Origin of the sequence: Mycobacterium sp. NPDC048908, from assembly GCF_043197955.1 — a bacterium.
Classification (GTDB): domain Bacteria; phylum Actinomycetota; class Actinomycetes; order Mycobacteriales; family Mycobacteriaceae; genus Mycobacterium.
The window spans coordinates 11,980-32,714 of sequence record NZ_JBICUE010000014.1 but is presented as its reverse complement, the minus strand read 5'-3'; the positions used below and the strand labels follow the sequence as shown (position 1 = coordinate 32,714).

Here is a 20,735-nt window from a genome sequence, read left to right as displayed (position 1 = left end):
TGAGCCGGCTGCTAACGCGGTTTGGCCAGCGGGAACGGCAAGGTTTCCCGGATGCTGCGGCCGGTGATCAGCATGACGACCCGGTCCACCCCCATGCCGAGGCCGCCCGTCGGCGGCATCGCGTACTCCATCGCCTGCAGGAAATCCTCGTCGAGTTCCATTGCCTCCGGATCGCCGCCCGCGGCAAGCAGCGACTGCTCCTGCAACCGCCTGCGCTGCTCCACCGGATCGGTCAGCTCGCTGTAGGCGGTGCCCAATTCCACGCCCCACGCCACCAGGTCCCAGCGTTCGGCCACTCCGGGGATGCTGCGGTGCGGCCGGGTCAGTGGTGACACTGATGTCGGGAAGTCCTTGTAGAAGGTGGGCTGCTCGGTGCGGTCCTCGACGAGCCGCTCGTAGAGTTCGAGCACAACCGCTCCCGCGTCCCAGTGAGTCAGATAGGGGATGCCGGCGGCATCGCAAAGCTTGCGCAGCGCAGGAACTTCCGTCTGGGGACCGATTTCCTCGCCGAGCGCCTCGGACACCGCGCCGTGCACGGTCTTGACCGACCAGTCACCAGAGATGTCGACGGGCTCGAGGGTGCCGTCGTCGCGCGGGCGCAGAAACACTTGTGCGCCGTTGGCCGCCTGGGCGGCGTTCTGGATCAGCTCGCGGCAGCCGGCAATCCACACGTTGTAGTCGGCGTGCGCCTGGTAGGCCTCCAGCAGGGTGAACTCCGGGTTGTGGCTGAAGTCCACGCCTTCGTTGCGGAAGGCGCGGCCGAGTTCGAAGACCCGCTCGACCCCGCCGACGCACAACCGCTTGAGGTACAACTCGGGTGCGATGCGCAGATACAGGTCGAGGTCGTAGGCGTTGATGTGGGTGAGAAACGGCCGCGCGTTGGCGCCGCCGTGGATCTGTTGCAGGATCGGCGTCTCGACCTCCAGAAACCCCTTGCCGTACAGAGTTTCCCGGATCGCGTGCAGCACACCGCTGCGGGCCCGGATCAAGTCGCGGGCCTCGGGGTTGATCGCCAGGTCGACGTAGCGGGCGCGCACCCGCGCTTCCTGGTCGGTCAGCCCTTTCCATTTGTCGGGCAGCGGCCGCAGACACTTGCCGATCAGCCGCCAACTGAGCACAACCAGCGAGCGGGTGCCCTTTCTGCTGTAGCCCATGGTCCCGGACACCTGGATCAGGTCACCCAGGTCGACGGCCTGGGTGAAGTCCACGGCGGTGCCCTGTTCGAGGGTCGAATTGTCGAGCAGCAGTTGGACTTCACCCGACCAGTCACGCAACTGGGCGAACAGCACGCCGCCGTAGTCGCGAATCCGAAGGATGCGCCCCGCCACCGTGACGGTGCCTGCGCCCTCGGATGCGACCGCCTGCGCGACGGTGTGACTGGGCGGCTCGCCGACGGGGTATGCGTCAACACCACTGTCCTGCAACGATTTCAGCTTGGCCATCCGCACGCGGACCTGCTCGGGCAGTCGCGGACCGTCATCAGCCTCCGGCAGGTCGGCGTGCAACTCGCCGAGATCGGGTGCGCTGCCGTCATGGTGCAACAGCCCGGTGGCGATTAGGTTGTCGGGCGCCGAGATGTGGTGCCCGGTGTGCGGCTGTTCGTTGCGCCGGGAAAAGGGAAGCACCAGAAATCCTTCGGCAATCACCGAGGCGACTCCGACGCGGGGGACCAGGCGCGCGTCTTCGTAGCAGGCGTAGCGGGGCACCCACTGCGGCTGATACTTCATGTTCGACCGGTACAGCGTCTCCAGCTGCCACCAGCGTGAGAAAAACACCAAGAGGGCACGCCACAGCCGCGCGACCGGGCCCGCGCCCAGCTGTGCGCCCTGCTCGAACGCGGTGCGGAACATCGCGAAGTTCAGCGAAACACGGGTCACCCCAATGTTTTCGGCCTGTGCGCAGAGCTCGCTGACCATCAGCTCGATGGTGCCGTTGGGGGATTGCGGTGAGCGGCGCATCAGGTCGAGCGAGGCGCCGTTGGTTCCCCACGGCACCAGCGACAGCATCGCCACCACCTGCTCATCCCCACCGGGCCGCCCGACGTCAGCCTGCAGAGCCTCCACCAAAAGGCAGTCACCGTCGGCCGGGTCCCCGAGCCGGCCCAGCGCCATGGAGAAGCCGCGTTCGGTTTCGGTGTCGCGCCAGGAGTCGGCCCGTTCGATCACCTTGGCCATTTCCTCGTCGGACAGGTCGCGGTGCCGTCGGATCCGGACGGACGCGCCCGCCCGGCGTGCTCGCGTCACGGCCTGACGCACCGCGCGCATATCCGGCCCCGACAGCCTGAAGTTGTCCGGATAGAGGATGGCCTCGTCACCGAGTTGCAACGCGTTCAGGCCGGCAAGCCGGAACGCCTCGGCGCCCGTCGAACTGGCGCCCATCACTCCCGGCGCCCAACCATATGTCTGGCACAACGCCAGCCACGCGTGGATGGCCTGCTGCCACGCCTTCGGATCGCCGACGGGATCACCACTGGCCAGGCACACGCCGACTTCCACGCGGTAGGTGATGGCCGCCCGGCCGTTGGGCGCGAACACCACGGCCTTGTCGCGGCGGGTGGCGAAATAGCCGAGCGAGTCGTTCTTGCCGAACAACTCGAGCAGGCCGCGGATCGCCGACTCGTCCTCGCCGGTGAGGGCGTTGTCGGCGCGCTGCGACTGAAACAACACGATCGCCGTCACCATCAGGGCGAGCGCACCGAACAGGCCGAGCAACGCGTTGACGAACACGTGCGGGTATCCGGAGAACGACTCAGAGCCGGCGCCAGCGAACGCGCTCACCCGGTTCAGCGCGTACCAGAAGCGGTCCTCACGTGCCAGTGAGCCGGGGAACACCTCCAGCAGCGCCCAACCGATCAGCGTGCCGACCGCCATGCTGACGACCAGCGTGGCGGCCGCCTTCAGCAACGCGCCGCGGCGAACCTTCGCCCAGAACTCCTTGCGGGCCAGGACCAGAAACAGGATCGACGCGCTGTGAAAGACGAGCCCGACGACTTCGCCGATGTCCTCCAGCACGGACTTCGGGCTGGTGATCAGGCCGCCGACGTTCCAGGCGATCGACGCGACCATGTAGCCGATGAGAATCCACCACGCGATCCGCTTGCGGGCGGCCAGCGCGGCCGCGAGGAGGGCCAGAACGAACGCCCACGCGAAACTGGTGTCCGGGAAGTTGAAGATGTAGTCGTTGACGAACTCCCGGGGCTCCTTGATGAGCCACCGGATGCCCGGCGAGACGCTGGCAACCAACGACAGCGTGGCGATGATGCCGACCGTCCAGCCGGCGGCTGCGGGGACCCACGAGTACCGAGAAGCCCGACGCGTCAACGTGGCGGTCATAGGCCGCGAGGATATTCGCTCAAGCTCAGAAATTGTTGTGACTGCGCCCAGCTACCAAACAGGACCGGTGTACTTCTCGCCGGGACCCTGACCCGGTTCGTCCGGCGCGGCGCTGGCTTCGCGGAACGCCAACTGCAGCGTTTTCAGCCCGTCGCGCACTGGACCGGCGTGCGGCCCCAGGTATTCAGCCGACGCGGTGACCAACCCGGCGAGCGCGGTGATCAACCGGCGCGCCTCGTCGAGGTCTCGGTGCGGGCTGTCCTCCGGATCGTCCGCCGACAGTCCGAGCTTTTCAGCGGCGGCGCTCATCAGCATCACCGCCGACCGGGTGATCACCTCGACGGCGGGAATTTCGGATAGCTCGCGAATGTTGGGAACGTCGGTCATGCCTGCTAGAGTGGCATGCGCGACCGTCCCGGCGTACGCCAGGGACATGGAAGTACCGTCCCGGCGTAGGCCGGGACCGATAAGTGGAGTCCCACTCCCACCGCTGACCATACCGGTACAGCGGTCCGGTCACAGGCATCCGTGCCTGTCCTGGTCGGCTTTGGGCCCTGCTTTGAGCAGGGCTTTTCTGTTCATTGAGCAGAGTGGCTGATGGTGTGGGCTCCTAGAGGACAACATAGGAGGCCCCATCAGCACTGAGACCCGCGTCAACGAGCGCATTCGAGTCCCTGAAGTCCGTCTGATCGGACCAGGTGGCGAGCAAGTAGGCATTGTGCGCATCGAAGACGCCCTCCGCGTCGCCGCGGATGCCGATCTCGACCTTGTGGAAGTAGCCCCAGACGCCAAACCGCCGGTTTGCAAGATCATGGACTACGGCAAGTTCAAATACGAGACGGCTCAGAAGGCACGCGAGTCTCGCAAGAATCAGCAGCAGACCGTCGTCAAGGAACAGAAGCTGCGTCCCAAGATCGACCCGCACGACTACGAGACCAAGAAGGGTCACGTTGTCCGCTTCCTGCAGGCGGGGTCGAAGGTCAAGGTGACGATCATGTTCCGCGGACGCGAGCAGTCGCGGCCCGAACTCGGGTACCGGCTCCTGCAGCGGCTGGGCGCCGACGTCGCCGACTACGGCTTCGTCGAGACGTCGGCTAAACAGGATGGCCGCAACATGACGATGGTGCTGGCTCCGCACCGCGGCGCGAAGACTCGCGCCAAGGCGGCGCACGACGCAGATGCCGCGCCGGCACAACGGGCACAACCGGGCCCGGCGCCCGCGGCACCAACTGAAGACAGTCAGACGTAACGCAGAACTGAAAGAGGACACATGCCAAAGGCGAAGACCCATAGCGGCGCTTCCAAGCGGTTCCGGCTGACCGGAACCGGCAAGGTGGTACGCCAGAAGGCCAACCGTCGGCACCTGCTCGAGCACAAGCCGACCAAGCGCACCCGGCGGCTCGCCGGCCGCACGGAGGTGGCGGCCAACGACACCAAGCGCATCAAGAAGTTGCTGAACGGCTAACCAGCCCGGCCCCGTACGACCTGAACGAAGGAACATTCTCATGGCACGCGTCAAGCGCGCAGTCAACGCTCAAAAGAAGCGTCGCACAGTACTGAAGGCATCCAAGGGCTACCGCGGTCAGCGGTCTCGGCTGTATCGCAAAGCCAAAGAGCAGCAGCTGCATTCGTTGACCTACGCCTACCGCGACCGGCGTGCCCGCAAGGGCGAGTTCCGCAAGCTGTGGATCTCAAGGATCAACGCGGCCGCCCGCGCCAACGACATCACGTACAACCGGCTCATCCAGGGCCTGAAGGCCGCCGGTGTCGAGGTGGACCGTAAGAACCTCGCCGAGATCGCGGTCAGCGATCCCGCTGCCTTCACCGCACTGGTCGAGGTCGCCAAGGGCGCGCTGCCTGAGGACGTCAACGCGCCCTCCGGTGAGGCCGCCTGACGCTCACCGAGCGCTCCGCACGGGTGGCGGCCGCGGTCAAACTGCACCGCCACATCGGACGACGCCGCGCCGCACGCTTTCTCGCCGAAGGACCCAACCTCGTCGAGGCAGCGTTGCGGCGCGGACTCGTCTTCGAAGTGTTTGCCACCGAACCGGCGATGAGCCGGTTCGCTCCCATGCTCACCGACACGCCGGTGCATCTGGTGACGGAGCGCGCCGCAAAAGCGCTGTCGGACACAGTGACTCCGGTCGGTCTAGTCGCCGTGTGCTCGGTACCGGAGACAACTTTGGCCGATGTGCTCGCAGAGTCACCGCAACTTGTTGCCGTCGCGGTGGAAACCTCCGAACCCGGCAACGCGGGCACGCTGATCCGGATCGCCGATGCGATGGGCGCTGACGCCGTGGTGCTTGCCGGGCACAGCGTGGACCCGTACAACGGAAAGTGTCTGCGGGCCTCGGCGGGCAGCATCTTCTCGATCCCCGTCATCACTGACGACGACGCCGCTGGGGCCGTCGCAGCCCTGCAAGACGCGGGCCTGCACGTGTTGGCCACGACGGTCGACGGCGAAATCAGCCTGGACGACGCCGACCTTTTGGGGCCGACGGCATGGCTGTTCGGCCCCGAGGCCCACGGCCTGCCCTCCGATTTGGCTCAGATGGCGACGCATCGGGTGCACATCCCGATGCCGGGCAGTGCCGAAAGCCTCAATGTGGCGTCCGCGGCGTCGATCTGCCTCTATGAGAGCGCCAAGGCGCACCGCACCTCCCCCCGCGAGCAGACGTAAACTGCCGTGATTTCTCGAAAAATAGGCAGTTTTGCGTCTGCTCGCGCTCAAGAAAGCAGGCCCCTCGCGACGTGGGTGATCTGCACCTCGTTGCTTCCTGCGTAGATCATCAGCGATTTGGCGTCGCGCGCCAACTGCTCGACCCGGTACTCGGTCATGTACCCGTTGCCGCCGAACAACTGCACGGCGTCCATCGCGACGTCCGTGGCGGCTTGCGAGCAGTACCACTTGATCGCCGACGCCTCCGGCAGCGAGATCGCCTTGCCGCTCTGCGCCGACTCGATGACGCGAAACAGGATGTTGCGCACGTTCATTCGCGCGACTTCCATATTCGCCAGCTTGAGCTGGATCAGCTGGAACTGGCCGATCTCCTGGCCCCACAGCGTGCGACTCTTCGCGTAGCCGACGCATAGCCGCAGGCATTCCTCGATGACGCCCAGCGCCATCGCGGCGACGCCGATCCGCTCCGCGGAGAAGTTGGAGCGCGCGCTGGCGCGCCCGTCACCGGCCGCGTCTTCCGTCTCGCCGAGCAGCCGATCACGACCAAGCCGGACGTTGTTGAAGAACAGCTCACCGGTCCGCGAACTGTGAATTCCCATCTTGCGGAACGGCTTTGACTGAACGAAACCTTCCATGCCGCGGTCGAGTACAAAGGTCAACACCTTGCGGTCGCGCTTCTCGACGCCCGGCTCGTCCAACTTCGCATACACCACCACCACATCGGCGTCGGGTCCGTTGGTGATGAACGTCTTCTGCCCGTTGAGTATGTAGTCGTCACCGTCGCGGACCACGTAGGACTTCATCCCGCCGAACGCATCCGATCCGGAATCGGGTTCGGTGATCGCCCACGCGCCGATCTTGTCGTAGGTGACCAGGTCCGGCAGCCATCGTTCCTGTTGTGCCAGAGTGCCGCGGCCCATGATGGTCGGCACCGTCAACCCCAGCGAGACGCCCATACCCGTGACGATGCCCATCGACACCCGGCACAGTTCGCTGACCACCACGAAGCCCATGCCGCCTGAACCCTCGCCGAACATGCCGCCGCCCGAGGACGGCTTGCCCGACGAAGCGCCACCTTCGCGCAGCCTCGCAAGCCGTTTGTTCAGCGAGTCGCGCGCCATGTCGGCGATGCCGAACGTGGCGAACAGTTTGCGGATGATGGGGTAGGGCTCCATCTCGCCGCTTTCCAGCTCATCGACATGGGGGCGTATCTCTTTATCGACGAACTCCCGCACGGCGTCGCGCACGGCGAGATCGACATCAGACCAATCCAGCATGCGTTCAGGCTGCCCTATTGCGTCCGCGCGCCGGACGCAGCCCCGCCAACGAGAACGTGGTGTGCACCAACGACCCAGCTCGGTCGAGCAGTGACTTGCGGGGCGGGACGTAATGCATCGGCAGGCCGTGGCGGTCGCGCGGCGGTGCCATGAACGCGGGCGCCTCGACGAGCGGGGCGTCCTCGGGCAGCCGGCCGTTGGCGCGGCGGTAGGCCGCCAACGCCCGAGGATGCAACCGGATCTCGTCGGGCACCGCGACGAACGCCAACTCGACGAGCTTGCCGAACAGCCGCAGCAGCACCTCGTCACCGGGTGTCCAGCGCATCCCCGCCTTCTCGCGCACCACGTCGTCGAACAGACCCGCCGCGATCCAGCGCTGCGCCCCGACCATCGGCTTGAACAGCTGATCCCACACCGCGGTCGGCATCAGCACAAACCACGGCTTCGGGATGCGAATCGAGAAGATGTCCAGCGTGGCCTTGTTGATCTCGAGTTCTTCGCGGCACTTGCGGGCCCAGTACTCCTGAAATTCGTCCCAGCTGTCGGGGACCGGCCGCATGCTCATGCCGTACATGCGGTACCACTGCACGTGCTCGTCGAACAGTTGGCTCTTTTCGGCCTCGGTCAGCCCGCCGCAGAAATACTCGGCGGTCTTGATGATCAGCATGAAGAAGGTGGCGTGCGCCCAGTAGAAGGTCTCAGGGTTGAGCGCGTGATAGCGGCGCCCCTCGGCGTCGATGCCCTTGATCGTCGTGTGGTAGCTCTTGATCTGCTGTCCGGTCACGGGGGCGCGATCGCCGTCGTAGACGACGCCCATGATCGGGTACACCGACCTCGCCACCCGCTGTAGCGGTTCCCGCAGCAGTATCGAGTGGTCCTCGACGCCTGCGCCGAGTTCCGGGTACATGTTCTGGATCGCGCCGATCCACACGCCGAGCATGCCGGTGCGCAGGTCGCCGAAGTACTTCCACGTCAGTGAATCGGGGCCGAGGGGTGTGCTGGTGTTTGCTGTCGTCGATGAACGCACAACCCCAACGATAATGTTGACAACATGCGTTGTCTACGATTTGCGGCGGTGTGGCGGCACCGTGTTATGCGGCCTCCGCCGCCCCCAGCGCAACGGTGACCAGGTGGTTTAGCGCCAACACTCGGCTCAACTAGGCTGGCGACCGTGGATGAAGTCGAGTCGATCGACGAGCGACCCGTCCCACAATCAACCGGCCCGACGGGTTGGCTGAAGGGCACCAATCACAACCCGGCCGTGATCGCGTTCCTGCGCCGGGCAAGGCGTGCCCTGCCCGGCGACCCTGAATTCGGCGACCCGTTGTCGGTGGACGGTGTCGGCGGTCCGCGCGCTGCGGCAAGGGCCGCCGATCGGCTGCTGGAGCGCGAAGCCGCCACCCGCGAGGTGAGCCTCGGGGCGCTGCAGGTGTGGCAGGCGCTCACTGAGCGCGTGTCCGGTAAGCCCGCGAATCGTGAGATGACACTTGTCTTCACGGACCTGGTCGGCTTTTCGGCGTGGTCGCTGAGCGCGGGCGACGAGGCGACGCTGAAGCTGCTGCGCCGGGTGGCTCAGGTTGTCGAGCCGCCGCTGCTGCAGGCGGGCGGGCACATCGTGAAGCGGATGGGCGACGGCATCATGGCCGTGTTCTCCGAACCTCTCACCGCGGTGCGCGCGGCCCTCGTCGCGCGTGAAGCCGTCAGAGCCGTCGAGGTTGCCGGCTTCACGCCGCGCATGAGGGTCGGCGTACACACCGGCCGACCGCAACGGATCGGGTCGGACTGGCTTGGCGTGGACGTCAACATCGCGGCGCGGGTCATGGAACGAGCAACCAGAGGTGAGTTCGTCGTATCAGCGGCCACCCTCGACCGGATCACCGAAGAGGAGTTCGACTCGTTGGGTGTGACGGCGAAACGGCTTCGCCGACAAGTTTTCACGGCCAAACAGGACGGGGTGCCGGCCGACCTGATCATGTATCGGCTGAGAACTCGCAGGCAGTTGCCAGGCAGCGAGGACGACGAACTGGGCACGACGGGCGCATAGTGAACTGAGATGTTGTTGAGAATTTTGACCAGGCTGGCGCGAGTGCGCGTCACCGTCGCGTACGCGGTGAGCGTGACCTGCGTGACCATCGCGCTGTACGCGCTGGGCCCAGTTGTGCAGGATCGGGTGATCCGCCACGTCAGCACCAACCTGCACAATCTCAGCCACGGACGCTTCGGGACGCTGCTCGGCAGCGCCTTTGTGGTCGACGCCGGACCCATCTACGTGTGGTTGCCGGGCCTGGTCTGTTTACTCGCAGTCGCCGAGCTGACTTTTCGCAGTGGCCTGCTCGCGGCCACGTTTGCCGTCGGCCACGTCGGCGCCACCCTGCTGGTGGCCGTGGGCCTGGCCGCGGCCGTGGAATTCGGCTGGCTGCCGCTGTCGGTGAGCCGGGCGACCGATGTCGGCATGAGCTACGGGGCCGCCGCGGTGCTGGGCTCGCTGACCGCAGCGATACCGGGCCGGTGGCGGCCCGCGTGGATCGGCTGGTTTGCGGCGGTCGGGATAGCGATTGTGGTGGTCGGACACGACTTCACCGACGTCGGACACGTCGTGGCGCTGGCGCTGGGCATGTTGGTTGCGACGCGACTGCGTCGGCCGCAGCATTGGAGCCCGGCGCGGGTCGTGCTGCTCGCCTGCGCCACCGCGTTCGGCTACCTGGTGCTTGCCAGCACCGACATGCTGGTTGCGACGGCCGCAGGCCTGGCCGGTGCGGTGATCGGCGAGGCGCTGAGCAGACACCCCGTCTCGTCTGCGTCGGCGACTGATGCGGTTAAGACCGCCTTCGGCCATCGCGTACGATCGCCGGGTGGCTGATCAGCCCATAGACCTTTCCGAAGAATCGCTGACCAAAGCAGTCAGCGCGGCCCAACATGCGTTCGGCCTGGCAGCAGATCTCGACGCGCTGGCCCGGGCCAAAACCGAACACCTCGGTGACCGCTCGCCGGTCGCGTTGGCCCGCCAGGCGCTGGGTTCGCTGCCCAAGGCCGACCGCGCCGACGCCGGGAAACGGGTCAACGTCGCACGCACCGAGGCGCAGCGCGCCTATGACGAGCGCCTGGCCACACTGCGGGCCGAACGCGATGCCGCCGTGCTGGTCGCCGAGCGCATCGACGTCACGCTGCCGTCGACCCGTCAGCCCATCGGTGCCAGGCATCCGATCACGATCCTGGCCGAGCACATCGCCGACACGTTCGTCGCGATGGGGTGGGAACTGGCAGAGGGCCCCGAGGTCGAGACCGAGCAGTTCAACTTCGACGCGCTGAACTTCCCGCCTGATCACCCCGCGCGCAGCGAGCAGGACACCTTTTACGTCGCGCCCGACGGGTCCCGTCAGGTGCTGCGCACGCACACCTCGCCGGTGCAGATCCGGGCGCTGCTGGAGCGTGACCTGCCGGTGTACATCATCTCGATCGGCCGGACGTTCCGCACCGACGAACTCGACGCCACCCATACCCCGGTTTTCCACCAAGTGGAGGGGCTCGCCGTGGACAAGGGCCTGACGATGGCGAATCTGCGCGGCACGCTCGACGCGTTCGCACGCTCCGAGTTCGGTCCGCAGGGCCGCACCCGCTTCCGGCCGCACTTCTTCCCGTTCACCGAGCCGTCCGCGGAGGTGGACATCTGGTTCCCGAACAAGAAGGGCGGCCCCGGCTGGGTGGAATGGGGCGGCTGCGGCATGGTCAACCCGAACGTGTTGCGCGCCTGCGGAATCGACCCGGAGGTATATTCCGGATTCGCGTTCGGGATGGGGCTGGAGCGGACTCTGCAGTTCCGCAACGGCATCCCGGACATGCGCGACATGGTCGAGGGAGACGTCCGCTTCTCGCTGCCGTTCGGGGTGGGAGCCTGATGCGGCTTCCCTACAGCTGGCTCCGCGAGGTTGTGCAGGCGGGCGCTCCGGGCTGGGACGTGCCTGCCGACGAGCTGGAGCACACGCTGATTCGGATCGGCCACGAGGTCGAAGATGTCATCCCTGTTGGACCGGTCACCGGACCGCTGACGGTCGGCCGGGTCGCCGAGATCGAGGAGCTCACCGAGTTCAAGAAGCCGATCCGCGCGGTCAAAGTCGACGTCGGTCAGCCCGGACCTCGCGACATCGTCTGCGGGGCAACAAATTTCGCTGTCGGCGACCTCGTCGTGGTCGCACTTCCCGGAACCGTGTTGCCCGGTGACTTCACGATCTCGTCGCGTAAGACATACGGCCGCACATCCGACGGGATGATCTGCTCGACGGCCGAGTTGAACCTGGGCACCGACCATTCGGGCATCCTGGTGCTTCCACCGGGCACCGCCGAACCGGGCACACCCGCCGCCGACGTGCTCGGCCTCGACGACGTGGTGTTCCACCTCGCGATCACGCCGGACCGTGGCTACGGCCTGTCGGTGCGCGGCATGGCGCGCGAAATCGCCTGCGCCTACGACCTCGACTATGTCGACCCCGCCGACGTTGCGCCGCTGCCTGCCGAGGGCGAGGCACTGCCGGTCACGATTCAGCCCGGCACCGGGGTGCTGCGGTTCGGTCTGCGGCCCGTCACGGGCATCGACCCCAAGGCGGTCTCGCCGTGGTGGATGCAACGCCGGCTGTTGCTCAGCGGCATCCGGGCGATCTCACCCGCAGTCGACGTCACCAACTACGTGATGCTCGAACTCGGCCATCCGATGCACGCCCACGACCGCAGCCTGATCACCGGCGGCTTCAGGGTTCGTTTCGCCGAACCGGGGGAGAAGGTCGTCACGCTCGACGACATCGAGCGCACGCTCGACCCTCGCGATGTGCTGATCGTCGATGACGTCGCGACCGCAGCGATCGGCGGTGTGATGGGCGCGGGCACCACCGAGGTGCGTGACACCACCACCGATCTGATGCTGGAGGCGGCAGTCTGGGACCCTTCCGCGGTGTCGCGAACGCAGCGCCGGTTGCACCTGTCCAGCGAGGCGGGTCGCCGCTACGAACGTACGGTGGATCCGGCGATCTCCGTCGCCGCGCTGGATCGCTGCGCGTCTCTGCTTGCCGACATCGCTGGCGGGACAATCGAACCCACGCTGACTGACTGGCGGGGCGAGCCGCCGAGGGAGGACTGGAAGCACCCGCCGGTGACGATGGCCGTCGACCTGCCGGACCGAACCGCCGGTGTCGATTACCCGGAGGGCACCACCGCACGCAGGCTTACCCAGATCGGCGCCGAGGTGACCACCGACGGTGACCGGGTGACAGCCGTACCGCCGAGTTGGCGACCCGATCTCCGTGAGCCCGCCGACCTCGTCGAAGAGGTGCTGCGCCTGGAGGGCCTCGAGATCATTCCATCGGTGCTGCCGCAAGCGCCCGCGGGCAGAGGTCTCACGGCGATCCAGAAGCGCCGTCGCGCGATCGGGAAGTCCTTGGCGCTCAATGGTTATGTCGAGATTCTGCCAACCCCGTTCCTGTCTGCCGGCGTGTTCGACCAATGGGGGCTGGCCGAGGACGACCCGCGTCGTGCGACCACCAAGGTGCTCAACCCGTTGGAAGCCGACCGGCCGGAGCTGGCCACCACACTGCTGCCGGGGCTATTGGAGGCGTTGGTGCGCAACGTGTCTCGTGGCGCCGTCGACGTCGCGCTGTACGCGATCCAGCAAGTCGCCGAGCCGACGTCGCAAACCCGTGCCGTCGAACGGATCCCGACCAACCGCAGACCCACCGCCGAGGAGATCGCCGTCCTCGACGCGTCGTTGCCACGCCAACCACAACACGTCGCCGTGGTGCTGACCGGCCTGCGCGAGCCGGCGGGCCCGTGGGGCCCTGGACGTCCCGTCGAGGCGCGTGACGCGTTGGAGGCGGTGCGCGTGATCGGCCGCGCGGCCGGAGTCGACCTGACACTGCAGCCCGCGCAGCACCTGCCGTGGCATCCCGGCCGCTGCGCCGAGGTGCTCGTCGGGGACACCGTGGTCGGGCATGCCGGTCAGTTGCATCCGGCGGTGGTGGAACGGATGGGTCTGCCCAAGGGCACATGCGCGGCGGAACTCGACCTCGACGCGATCCCGCTCACCGAACGACTGCCCGCACCGTCGGTGTCACCGTTCCCCGCGGTGTTCCAGGACGTCAGCCTCGTCGTCGCAGACGACATCGCCGCTCAATCGGTGATCGAAGCCGTGCGGGACGGAGCCGGCGTCTTGCTCGAAGACGTCCGGTTGTTCGACGTCTATACGGGCCCGCAGATCGGCGATGGTCGCAAATCGCTGACGCTGGCGCTGCGGTTCCGCGCCGCGGACCGGACGCTTACCGAGGACGAGGCCAGCGCGGCCCGCGATGCCGCGGTCAAGACGGCGGCCGACCGGGTCGGCGCCGTGCAGCGCGCCTAGGCCTGGGGACCGACGACCAGTCGGGGCGGCAGCTGTCGGTGCTCGTTATGTAATCAATTTGCAACGATCTGCATAAGCATGCAGAATCGGTGCATGACGTCTGTCGCGGTCGCCGGTGCCAGCGGATACGCCGGCGGCGAGATTCTCCGGCTGCTCCTCGGTCATCCGGCCTACGCGGACGGTCGGTTGACCATCGGCGCATTGACCGCCGCGGCCAGTGCAGGAACCACCGTCGCCGAGCATCATCCGCACCTGTTGCCGCTGGCGGGTCGGGTGCTGGACGCCACCGATGTCGACGTGCTGACCGGTCATGACGTGGTCTTCCTGGCGCTGCCGCACGGGCATTCGGCGGCGCTGGCCGAGCAGTTGGGCTCCGACACCGTCGTCATCGACTGCGGCGCCGATTTCCGGCTCACCGATCCGGCGGCATGGGAGAAGTTCTACGGTTCGACCCACGCGGGCAGCTGGCCCTACGGCCTACCGGAACTGCCCGGCGCACGCGACCGGCTGCGCGGCGCCAAGCGGATCGCCGTGCCTGGCTGTTATCCGACGGCCGCGCTGCTCGCATTGTGGCCCGCGATCGCCGAAGACCTGGTCGAGCCTGCGGTCACCGTCGTCGCGGTGAGCGGCACCTCCGGGGCGGGCCGCGCGGCCAAAGTGGACCTGCTGGGCTCGGAGGTCATCGGGTCGGCCCGTGCCTACAACATCGGCGGCACGCACCGGCACTCCCCGGAGATCGCGCAGGGACTCAACGCGTTGACCGACAAAGACGTCACCGTCTCGTTCACACCGGTGCTGATCCCGACATCGCGCGGGATCCTGGCGACCTGCACGGCCCGCACCGCAGCGCCGCTGTCCGAACTGCGGGCCGCTTACGAAAAAGCTTATGACGACGAACCTTTCGTGTACCTCCTGCCCGATGGCCAGCTGCCGAAGACCGGCGCGGTGATCGGCAGCAACGCCGCGCAGTTGGCCGTTGCAGTGGACGAGGACGCGGGGACGTTCGTTGCAATCGCCGCCATCGACAATCTCGTCAAGGGGACCGGCGGAGCGGCCGTGCAGTCGATGAACCTCGCTTTGGGTTGGCAAGAGACGGAAGGGCTTTCGATCGTGGGAGTGGCGCCGTGACCGACACGACCGAAACCACCAGGCTGGTCCGGACCCAGGGTGTCACCGCGCCGGCAGGGTTTCGCGCCACCGGAATCGCCGCGGGCATCAAGGCATCCGGCGCACTCGACCTGGCTTTGGTGTTCAACGAGGGACCCGACTACGCCGCGGCGGCCGTGTTCACCCGCAACAAGGTGAAGGCCGCGCCGGTGTTGTGGTCGCAGCAAGTGCTGACCACCGGTCGGCTACGCGCGGTGATCCTCAACTCCGGTGGCGCCAACGCGTGCACCGGCCCGCAGGGCTTCCAGGACGCCCACGCCACCGCCGAAGCCGTCGCCGCCGCGTTGTCGGACTGGGGCACCGAGACCGGCGCCATCGAGGTGGCGGTCTGCTCCACCGGGCTGATCGGCGACCGGCTGCCGATGGACAAGGTGCTGGCCGGTGTCACCGAGGTCGTGCATGAGATGGCAGGCGGACTGACGGGCGGCGAGGAGGCTGCCCGCGCCATCATGACCACCGACACTGTGCCGAAACAGGTTGCCCTGCACCACAGCGGCAACTGGACGGTCGGCGGTATGGCCAAGGGCGCGGGCATGCTGGCCCCGTCGCTGGCCACCATGCTGACCGTCATCACCACCGACGCCGTCGCCGACGCCGCGACCCTTGACAGAGCGCTGCGAAAAGCTGCCGCATTGACGTTCGACCGTCTCGACGTCGACGGCAGCTGCTCCACCAACGACACCGTGTTGCTTCTGTCGTCGGGCGCCAGCGCGGTCACCCCCAGCCAGGCCGAACTCGACGACGCGGTGCTGCAGGTATGCGACGACCTGTGTGCCCAGTTGCAGGCTGACGCCGAGGGCGTCACGAAACGTGTCGTCGTCACGGTGACTGGCGCGGCCTCCGAAGACGATGCGCTGACCGCCGCCCGAGTGGTGGCGCGCGACAGCCTTGTCAAGACTGCGCTGTTCGGCTCGGATCCGAATTGGGGGCGGGTACTGGCCGCAGTGGGCATGGCGCCGGTGACCCTGGACGCCGAGCGGATCAGCGTGTCGTTCAACGGCTTCCCGGTCTGCATCGACAGCACCGGCGCGCCGGGGGCACGCGATGTCGACCTGTCGGGAGCGGATATCGACGTCACCATCGACCTCGGCGTCGGCGCAGCGGGCGCAAGCATCCGGACCACCGATCTGTCGCACGGCTACGTCGAAGAGAACTCGGCCTACAGCTCATGACCCTGGCGACGCCGGTGAAGGCGCAGGTTCTCGCCGCGGCTCTGCCGTGGCTGAAACAACTGCACGGCAAGATCGTCGTCGTCAAGTACGGCGGCAACGCGATGACCGATGACGTCCTCAAGACCGCCTTCGCCGCCGACATGGTGTTCCTGCGCAACTGCGGCATCCATCCGGTCGTCGTCCACGGCGGCGGCCCGCAGATCAGCGCGATGCTCAAAAAGCTCGGTATCGAAGGCGATTTCAAGGGCGGCTTCCGCGTCACCACACCGGAAGTGCTCGACGTGGCCCGGATGGTGCTGTTCGGTCAGGTCGGTCGCGAGCTGGTCAACCTGATCAACGCGCATGGGCCGTACGCGGTCGGCGTCACCGGTGAGGACGCCCACCTGTTCACCGCGGTGCGGCGCAGCGTCACGGTGGACGGGGTGGCCACCGACATCGGTCTTGTCGGCGACGTCGAACACGTCGACGCCGCTGCGCTGCTCGATCTCATTGCCGCCGGGCGCATCCCGGTGGTCTCGACGATCGCTCCGGACATCGACGGCGTCGTGCACAACATCAACGCCGACACCGCGGCTGCCGCGCTGGCCGGCGCGCTGCGTGCCGAGAAACTCGTCGTGCTGACCGACGTCGAAGGCTTGTACACCAGTTGGCCCGACCGCGACTCACTGGTCAGCGAGATCGACACCGCCGCACTGACACAACTGCTGCCGACGCTCGAGTCCGGCATGGTGCCCAAAGTCGAGGCATGCCTGCGCGCCGTATCCGGCGGCGTGCCGAGCGCACACGTCATCGACGGTCGGGTCGAACACTGCGTGCTGGTCGAATTGTTCACAGACGAAGGGACGGGCACCAAGGTGATTCCCGCATGAGTCGAGCGAGGAGCGAAGGCGGATCGCGCATGACGGACGTCCTGGAGCGCTGGTCGGGCGTGATGATGAACAACTACGGCACGCCACCGCTTGCGTTGGCCAGTGGTGACGGCGCCGTGGTGACGGACGTCGACGGCAAGTCGTACGTCGATCTGCTTGGCGGCATCGCGGTCAACCTCCTCGGCCACCGGCATCCCGCCGTCATCGACGCCGTCACCACACAGCTGAACACCCTTGGGCACACCTCGAACCTGTACGCCACCGAACCCGGTATCGCGCTGGCCGAGTCGCTTGTCGGATTGCTCGGCGCGCATGCACGCGTGTTCTTCTGCAATTCGGGCACAGAGGCCAACGAGGTAGCGTTCAAGATCACGCGATTGACGGGACGGACGAAACTCGTTGCTACGCATGGCGCTTTTCACGGCCGCACGATGGGCTCGCTTGCGCTGACCGGCCAGCCGTCGAAGCAGGAGCCGTTCGCCCCCCTGCCCGGCGATGTCACCCACGTGCCGTACGGGGACACTCAGGCGCTGGCCGCCGCCGTGGACGACGCCACCGCCGCCGTTTTCCTCGAACCGATCATGGGGGAGGGCGGTGTGGTAGTTCCGCCCGCAGGCTACTTGGCCGCAGCGCGGGAGATCACCGCCGGCCATGCAGCGCTGCTTGTGCTGGACGAAGTGCAGACCGGGATGGGTCGCACCGGGGCGTTTTTCGCCCACCAGCACGACGGCATCACGCCCGACATCGTCACCCTCGCCAAGGGGTTGGGCGGCGGGCTGCCGATCGGCGCGTGCCTGGCGATCGGTGAGACCGCTGACCTGCTGACCCCAGGCCTGCACGGAAGCACGTTCGGCGGCAACCCCGTCTGCACCGCCGCGGCCAACGCGGTGCTCAAGGTGCTCACCGACGACGATTTGATCGGCCGGGCCGGTGCGCTCGGCAAGACGCTGTCGCACGGCATCGAAGAGTTGGGGCATCGGCTGGTCGGCCATGTCCGCGGCAGGGGACTGCTGCAAGGCATCGTGTTGACCGCCGAAGCCGCGAAACCCGTTGAGGCAGCGGCCCGTGAGGCCGGGTTCCTGGTCAACGCCGCCGCCCCCGACGTCATTCGGCTGGCGCCACCGCTGGTGATCACCGAAGGTCAGATCGACGACTTCCTCGAGGCGCTGCCCGCCGTCCTGGACAGAGGTGCTCAGTCATGACGCGTCATTTCCTGCGGGACGACGACCTCACCCCCGACGAGCAAGCCGAGGTGTTGGCGCTCGCGGCTGAGCTGAAGAAAGACCCGTTCAGCCGCAGGCCCCTTGACGGGCCGCGCGGTGTCGCGGTCATGTTCGACAAGAACTCGACCCGCACCCGGTTCTCGTTCGAGATGGGCATCGCCCAACTCGGTGGGCATGCAGTCGTGGTCGACGGCCGCAGCACTCAGCTCGGCCGCGAGGAGACCCTCGAGGACACCGGCCGGGTGTTGTCCCGCTACGTCGACGCGATCGTGTGGCGCACGTTCGCCCAGGAACGCCTGAGTGCCATGGCATCCGGAGCCAGCGTGCCGGTGGTCAACGCGTTGTCCGACGAGTTCCATCCGTGCCAGGTGCTCGCCGATCTGCAGACGCTGGCCGAACGCAAGGGCGACCTGAAGGGGCTGCGGATGGCCTACTTCGGTGACGGGGCCAACAACATGGCTCACTCGCTGATGCTCGGCGGCGTCACCGCCGGTATTCACGTCACCATCGCCGCGCCAAAGGGTTTCGAACCGGATCCCGAATTCGTCGCGGCCGCGAAGGAACGCGCACAGTTGACCGGAGCGACGGCCACCGTAACGGCGGACCCGAAACAAGCCGCCGACGGCGCGGACGTACTGGTCACCGACACCTGGACCTCCATGGGCCAGGAAAACGACGGGCTGGACCGGGTGCGGCCGTTCCGGCCGTTCCAGCTGAACTCCGAGCTGGTCAGCATCGCCGATTCGGATGCTGTTGTGCTGCACTGCCTCCCGGCGCATCGGGGTCACGAAATCACCGACGAGGTGATCGATGGACCACACAGCGCGGTATGGGACGAGGCGGAGAACCGGCTACACGCGCAGAAGGCACTGCTGGTGTGGCTGCTGGAGCGAGCATGACTTCCGCGACCCGGGTCAGCAGGCAGGCCCGCATCGTGTCGATCCTGTCGTCGCAACCTGTGCACAGCCAGACCGAATTGGCCGCGATGCTGGCCGATGAAGGGATCGACGTCACGCAGGCCACGCTGTCCCGCGACCTGGAAGAGCTTGGCGCGGTCAAGCTACGCGGCGCCGACGGAGGCGTCGGCGTGTACGTCGTACCAGAGGACGGCAGCCCGGTCCGTGGGGTTGCCGGTGGCACCGAACGTGTTTCGCGATTACTCGGTGAGCTGCTGGTGTCCACGGATTCCAGCGGCAACCTCGCCGTACTGCGCACGCCGCCAGGGGCGGCGCACTATCTGGCCAGCGCGATGGATCGCGCCGCGCTTCCCTATGTGGTCGGCACAATCGCCGGCGACGACACCATTTTTGTAGTGGCCCGCGAGCCGATGACCGGCGCTGAACTCGCCGCGAAGCTGGAAAGCATTCAATAAGGAGGAGATTAGGTTGCCAAAATCGGGATCCGAACGCGTCATTTTGGCGTATTCCGGTGGTTTGGACACCTCCGTGGCGATCAGCTGGATCGGCAAGGAAACCGGACGTGAAGTGGTCGCGGTCGCCATCGACCTCGGCCAGGGCGGCGAGGACATGGAGGTCGTTCGCAAGCGGGCGCTGGATTGCGGGGCTGTGGAGGCCGTGGTCGTCGATGCCAAAGACGAGTTCGCGGAGGAGTATTGCCTGCCCGCGATCAAGTCGAACGCGCTCTACATGGACCGCTATCCGTTGGTGTCGGCGCTGTCGCGGCCGCTGATCGTCAAGCATCTGGTGGCCGCGGCCCGGGAGTTCGGCGGCGGGATCGTCGCACACGGCTGCACCGGGAAGGGCAATGACCAGGTCCGTTTCGAGGTCGGGTTCGCTTCGCTGGCACCCGATCTCGAGGTGCTGGCTCCGGTCCGCGACTACGCATGGACGCGGGAGAAGGCCATCGCGTTCGCGGAGGAGAACGCGATCCCGATCAACGTCACCAAGCGGTCGCCCTTCTCGATCGACCAGAATGTGTGGGGCCGCGCCGTCGAGACCGGCTTCCTGGAGCATCTGTGGAACGCGCCGACGAAGGACGTCTACGACTACACCGAGGACCCGACGGTCAACTGGAGCACACCCGACGAGGTGATCGTCGGCTTCGACAAGGGCGTTCCTGTCTCGATCGACGGCCGACCAGTGACGGTGCTTCAGGCCATCGAGGAACTCAACCAGCGCGCGGGTTCGCAGGGCGTCGGACGACTCGATGTCGTCGAGGATCGGCTGGTCGGCATCAAGAGCCGCGAGATCTACGAGGCGCCGGGCGCCATGGTGCTCATCACGGCGCACACCGAACTCGAACACGTGACGCTGGAACGCGAACTCGGGCGGTTCAAGCGAGGCACCGACCAGAAATGGGGAGAGCTGGTGTACGACGGCCTGTGGTACTCGCCGCTGAAGGCCGCGCTGGAGGCGTTCGTCGCCAACACCCAGCAACACGTGTCCGGTGAGATCCGGATGGTGTTGCACGGCGGGCACATCGCCGTCAATGGCCGCCGCAGCAACGAATCGCTCTACGACTTCAACCTCGCGACGTACGACGAGGGCGACACGTTCGACCAGTCCTCGGCCAAGGGCTTCGTCCATGTGCACGGCCTGTCGTCGAAGATCTCTGCCCGCAGGGACTTGGCCAAATGACCGCGAGCGACCGTGTCTGTACGAGGACACGCCGCA

19 protein-coding genes are annotated in these 20,735 nt (G+C 66.8%); 15 read left to right on the top strand and 4 right to left on the bottom strand.

The genetic code is table 11. The features are described 5' to 3' along the window. Window positions 1-11 precede the first annotated feature (11 nt). On the bottom strand, window positions 12-3,332 hold the full coding sequence (gene lysX, locus ACGFK1_RS26815; protein WP_393436710.1) for a bifunctional lysylphosphatidylglycerol synthetase/lysine--tRNA ligase LysX: 3,321 nt from the start codon (window positions 3,330-3,332) through the stop codon (window positions 12-14). A 51-nt stretch (window positions 3,333-3,383) separates the two neighbouring features. Continuing rightward, window positions 3,384-3,719, bottom strand: a complete 336-nt coding sequence (locus ACGFK1_RS26810; protein ID WP_393436708.1) for a DUF1844 domain-containing protein — start codon at window positions 3,717-3,719, stop codon at window positions 3,384-3,386. 247 nt (window positions 3,720-3,966) lie between these two features. Between ACGFK1_RS26810 and infC the strand changes: the two genes are divergently transcribed. Genes infC through ACGFK1_RS26790 form a run of 4 tightly spaced genes read left to right on the top strand, consistent with a single transcriptional unit; the run spans window position 3,967 to window position 6,012 of the window. Beyond that, a complete protein-coding gene (gene infC, locus ACGFK1_RS26805) occupies window positions 3,967-4,581 on the top strand; it encodes a translation initiation factor IF-3 (RefSeq protein ID WP_393436932.1) in 615 nt (204 codons plus the stop codon). Window positions 4,582-4,602: 21 nt separating this feature from the next. Beyond that, complete coding sequence (gene rpmI / locus ACGFK1_RS26800; protein WP_067801338.1) at window positions 4,603-4,797, top strand: 50S ribosomal protein L35; 195 nt, start codon at window positions 4,603-4,605, stop codon at window positions 4,795-4,797. A 40-nt stretch (window positions 4,798-4,837) separates the two neighbouring features. Then, window positions 4,838-5,227, top strand: coding sequence for a 50S ribosomal protein L20 (gene rplT / locus ACGFK1_RS26795; RefSeq protein ID WP_110318797.1), 390 nt, complete (start codon window positions 4,838-4,840; stop codon window positions 5,225-5,227). A gap of 23 nt (window positions 5,228-5,250) precedes the next feature. Next, on the top strand, window positions 5,251-6,012 hold the full coding sequence (locus ACGFK1_RS26790; protein ID WP_393436704.1) for a TrmH family RNA methyltransferase: 762 nt from the start codon (window positions 5,251-5,253) through the stop codon (window positions 6,010-6,012). A 47-nt stretch (window positions 6,013-6,059) separates the two neighbouring features. On the opposite strand, the gene ACGFK1_RS26785 is transcribed toward ACGFK1_RS26790, so the two are convergent. Together ACGFK1_RS26785 and ACGFK1_RS26780 are read right to left on the bottom strand one after the other, a co-directional pair. Next, window positions 6,060-7,025 (bottom strand): acyl-CoA dehydrogenase family protein, encoded by a 966-nt coding sequence (locus ACGFK1_RS26785; RefSeq protein ID WP_393436930.1) that lies wholly within the window; start codon window positions 7,023-7,025, stop codon window positions 6,060-6,062. Between the two features lie 268 nt (window positions 7,026-7,293). Then, entirely contained in the window at window positions 7,294-8,316 is a 1,023-nt protein-coding gene (locus ACGFK1_RS26780) for an oxygenase MpaB family protein (protein ID WP_393436701.1), read from the bottom strand. A gap of 207 nt (window positions 8,317-8,523) precedes the next feature. Here ACGFK1_RS26780 and ACGFK1_RS26775 point away from each other — a divergent pair, with 207 nt between their 5' ends. The 11 genes from ACGFK1_RS26775 to ACGFK1_RS26725 all read left to right on the top strand — a co-directional run bounded on the left by ACGFK1_RS26775 (window position 8,524) and on the right by ACGFK1_RS26725 (window position 20,699). Further along, window positions 8,524-9,333, top strand: coding sequence for an adenylate/guanylate cyclase domain-containing protein (locus ACGFK1_RS26775; RefSeq protein WP_393436927.1), 810 nt, complete (start codon window positions 8,524-8,526; stop codon window positions 9,331-9,333). Window positions 9,334-9,342: 9 nt separating this feature from the next. Continuing rightward, window positions 9,343-10,149, top strand: a complete 807-nt coding sequence (locus ACGFK1_RS26770) for a rhomboid-like protein (protein ID WP_393436699.1) — start codon at window positions 9,343-9,345, stop codon at window positions 10,147-10,149. Beyond that, entirely contained in the window at window positions 10,142-11,185 is a 1,044-nt protein-coding gene (pheS, locus tag ACGFK1_RS26765) for a phenylalanine--tRNA ligase subunit alpha (RefSeq protein ID WP_393436696.1), read from the top strand. The genes ACGFK1_RS26770 and pheS overlap by 8 nt, the downstream gene beginning before the upstream one ends. Beyond that, the gene (gene pheT / locus ACGFK1_RS26760) at window positions 11,185-13,671 is read left to right on the top strand and encodes a phenylalanine--tRNA ligase subunit beta (RefSeq protein WP_393436694.1); all 2,487 of its coding nucleotides are present in this window, start codon (window positions 11,185-11,187) and stop codon (window positions 13,669-13,671) included. Before pheS ends, pheT begins: the two co-directional genes overlap by 1 nt. Window positions 13,672-13,749: 78 nt before the next feature. Further along, window positions 13,750-14,799 (top strand): N-acetyl-gamma-glutamyl-phosphate reductase, encoded by a 1,050-nt coding sequence (gene argC / locus ACGFK1_RS26755; protein WP_393436691.1) that lies wholly within the window; start codon window positions 13,750-13,752, stop codon window positions 14,797-14,799. Next, the gene (gene argJ / locus ACGFK1_RS26750; protein WP_393436689.1) at window positions 14,796-16,010 is read left to right on the top strand and encodes a bifunctional glutamate N-acetyltransferase/amino-acid acetyltransferase ArgJ; all 1,215 of its coding nucleotides are present in this window, start codon (window positions 14,796-14,798) and stop codon (window positions 16,008-16,010) included. The genes argC and argJ overlap by 4 nt, the downstream gene beginning before the upstream one ends. Further along, a complete protein-coding gene (gene argB, locus ACGFK1_RS26745; RefSeq protein ID WP_393436686.1) occupies window positions 16,007-16,879 on the top strand; it encodes an acetylglutamate kinase in 873 nt (290 codons plus the stop codon). Before argJ ends, argB begins: the two co-directional genes overlap by 4 nt. A gap of 29 nt (window positions 16,880-16,908) precedes the next feature. Continuing rightward, entirely contained in the window at window positions 16,909-18,081 is a 1,173-nt protein-coding gene (locus tag ACGFK1_RS26740; RefSeq protein ID WP_393436683.1) for an acetylornithine transaminase, read from the top strand. Then, entirely contained in the window at window positions 18,078-19,001 is a 924-nt protein-coding gene (gene argF, locus ACGFK1_RS26735; protein WP_393436680.1) for an ornithine carbamoyltransferase, read from the top strand. Before ACGFK1_RS26740 ends, argF begins: the two co-directional genes overlap by 4 nt. After that, on the top strand, window positions 18,998-19,474 hold the full coding sequence (locus ACGFK1_RS26730; RefSeq protein ID WP_393436677.1) for an arginine repressor: 477 nt from the start codon (window positions 18,998-19,000) through the stop codon (window positions 19,472-19,474). The genes argF and ACGFK1_RS26730 overlap by 4 nt, the downstream gene beginning before the upstream one ends. A 13-nt stretch (window positions 19,475-19,487) precedes the next feature. Continuing rightward, entirely contained in the window at window positions 19,488-20,699 is a 1,212-nt protein-coding gene (locus tag ACGFK1_RS26725; protein WP_393436674.1) for an argininosuccinate synthase, read from the top strand. Window positions 20,700-20,735 lie beyond the last annotated feature (36 nt).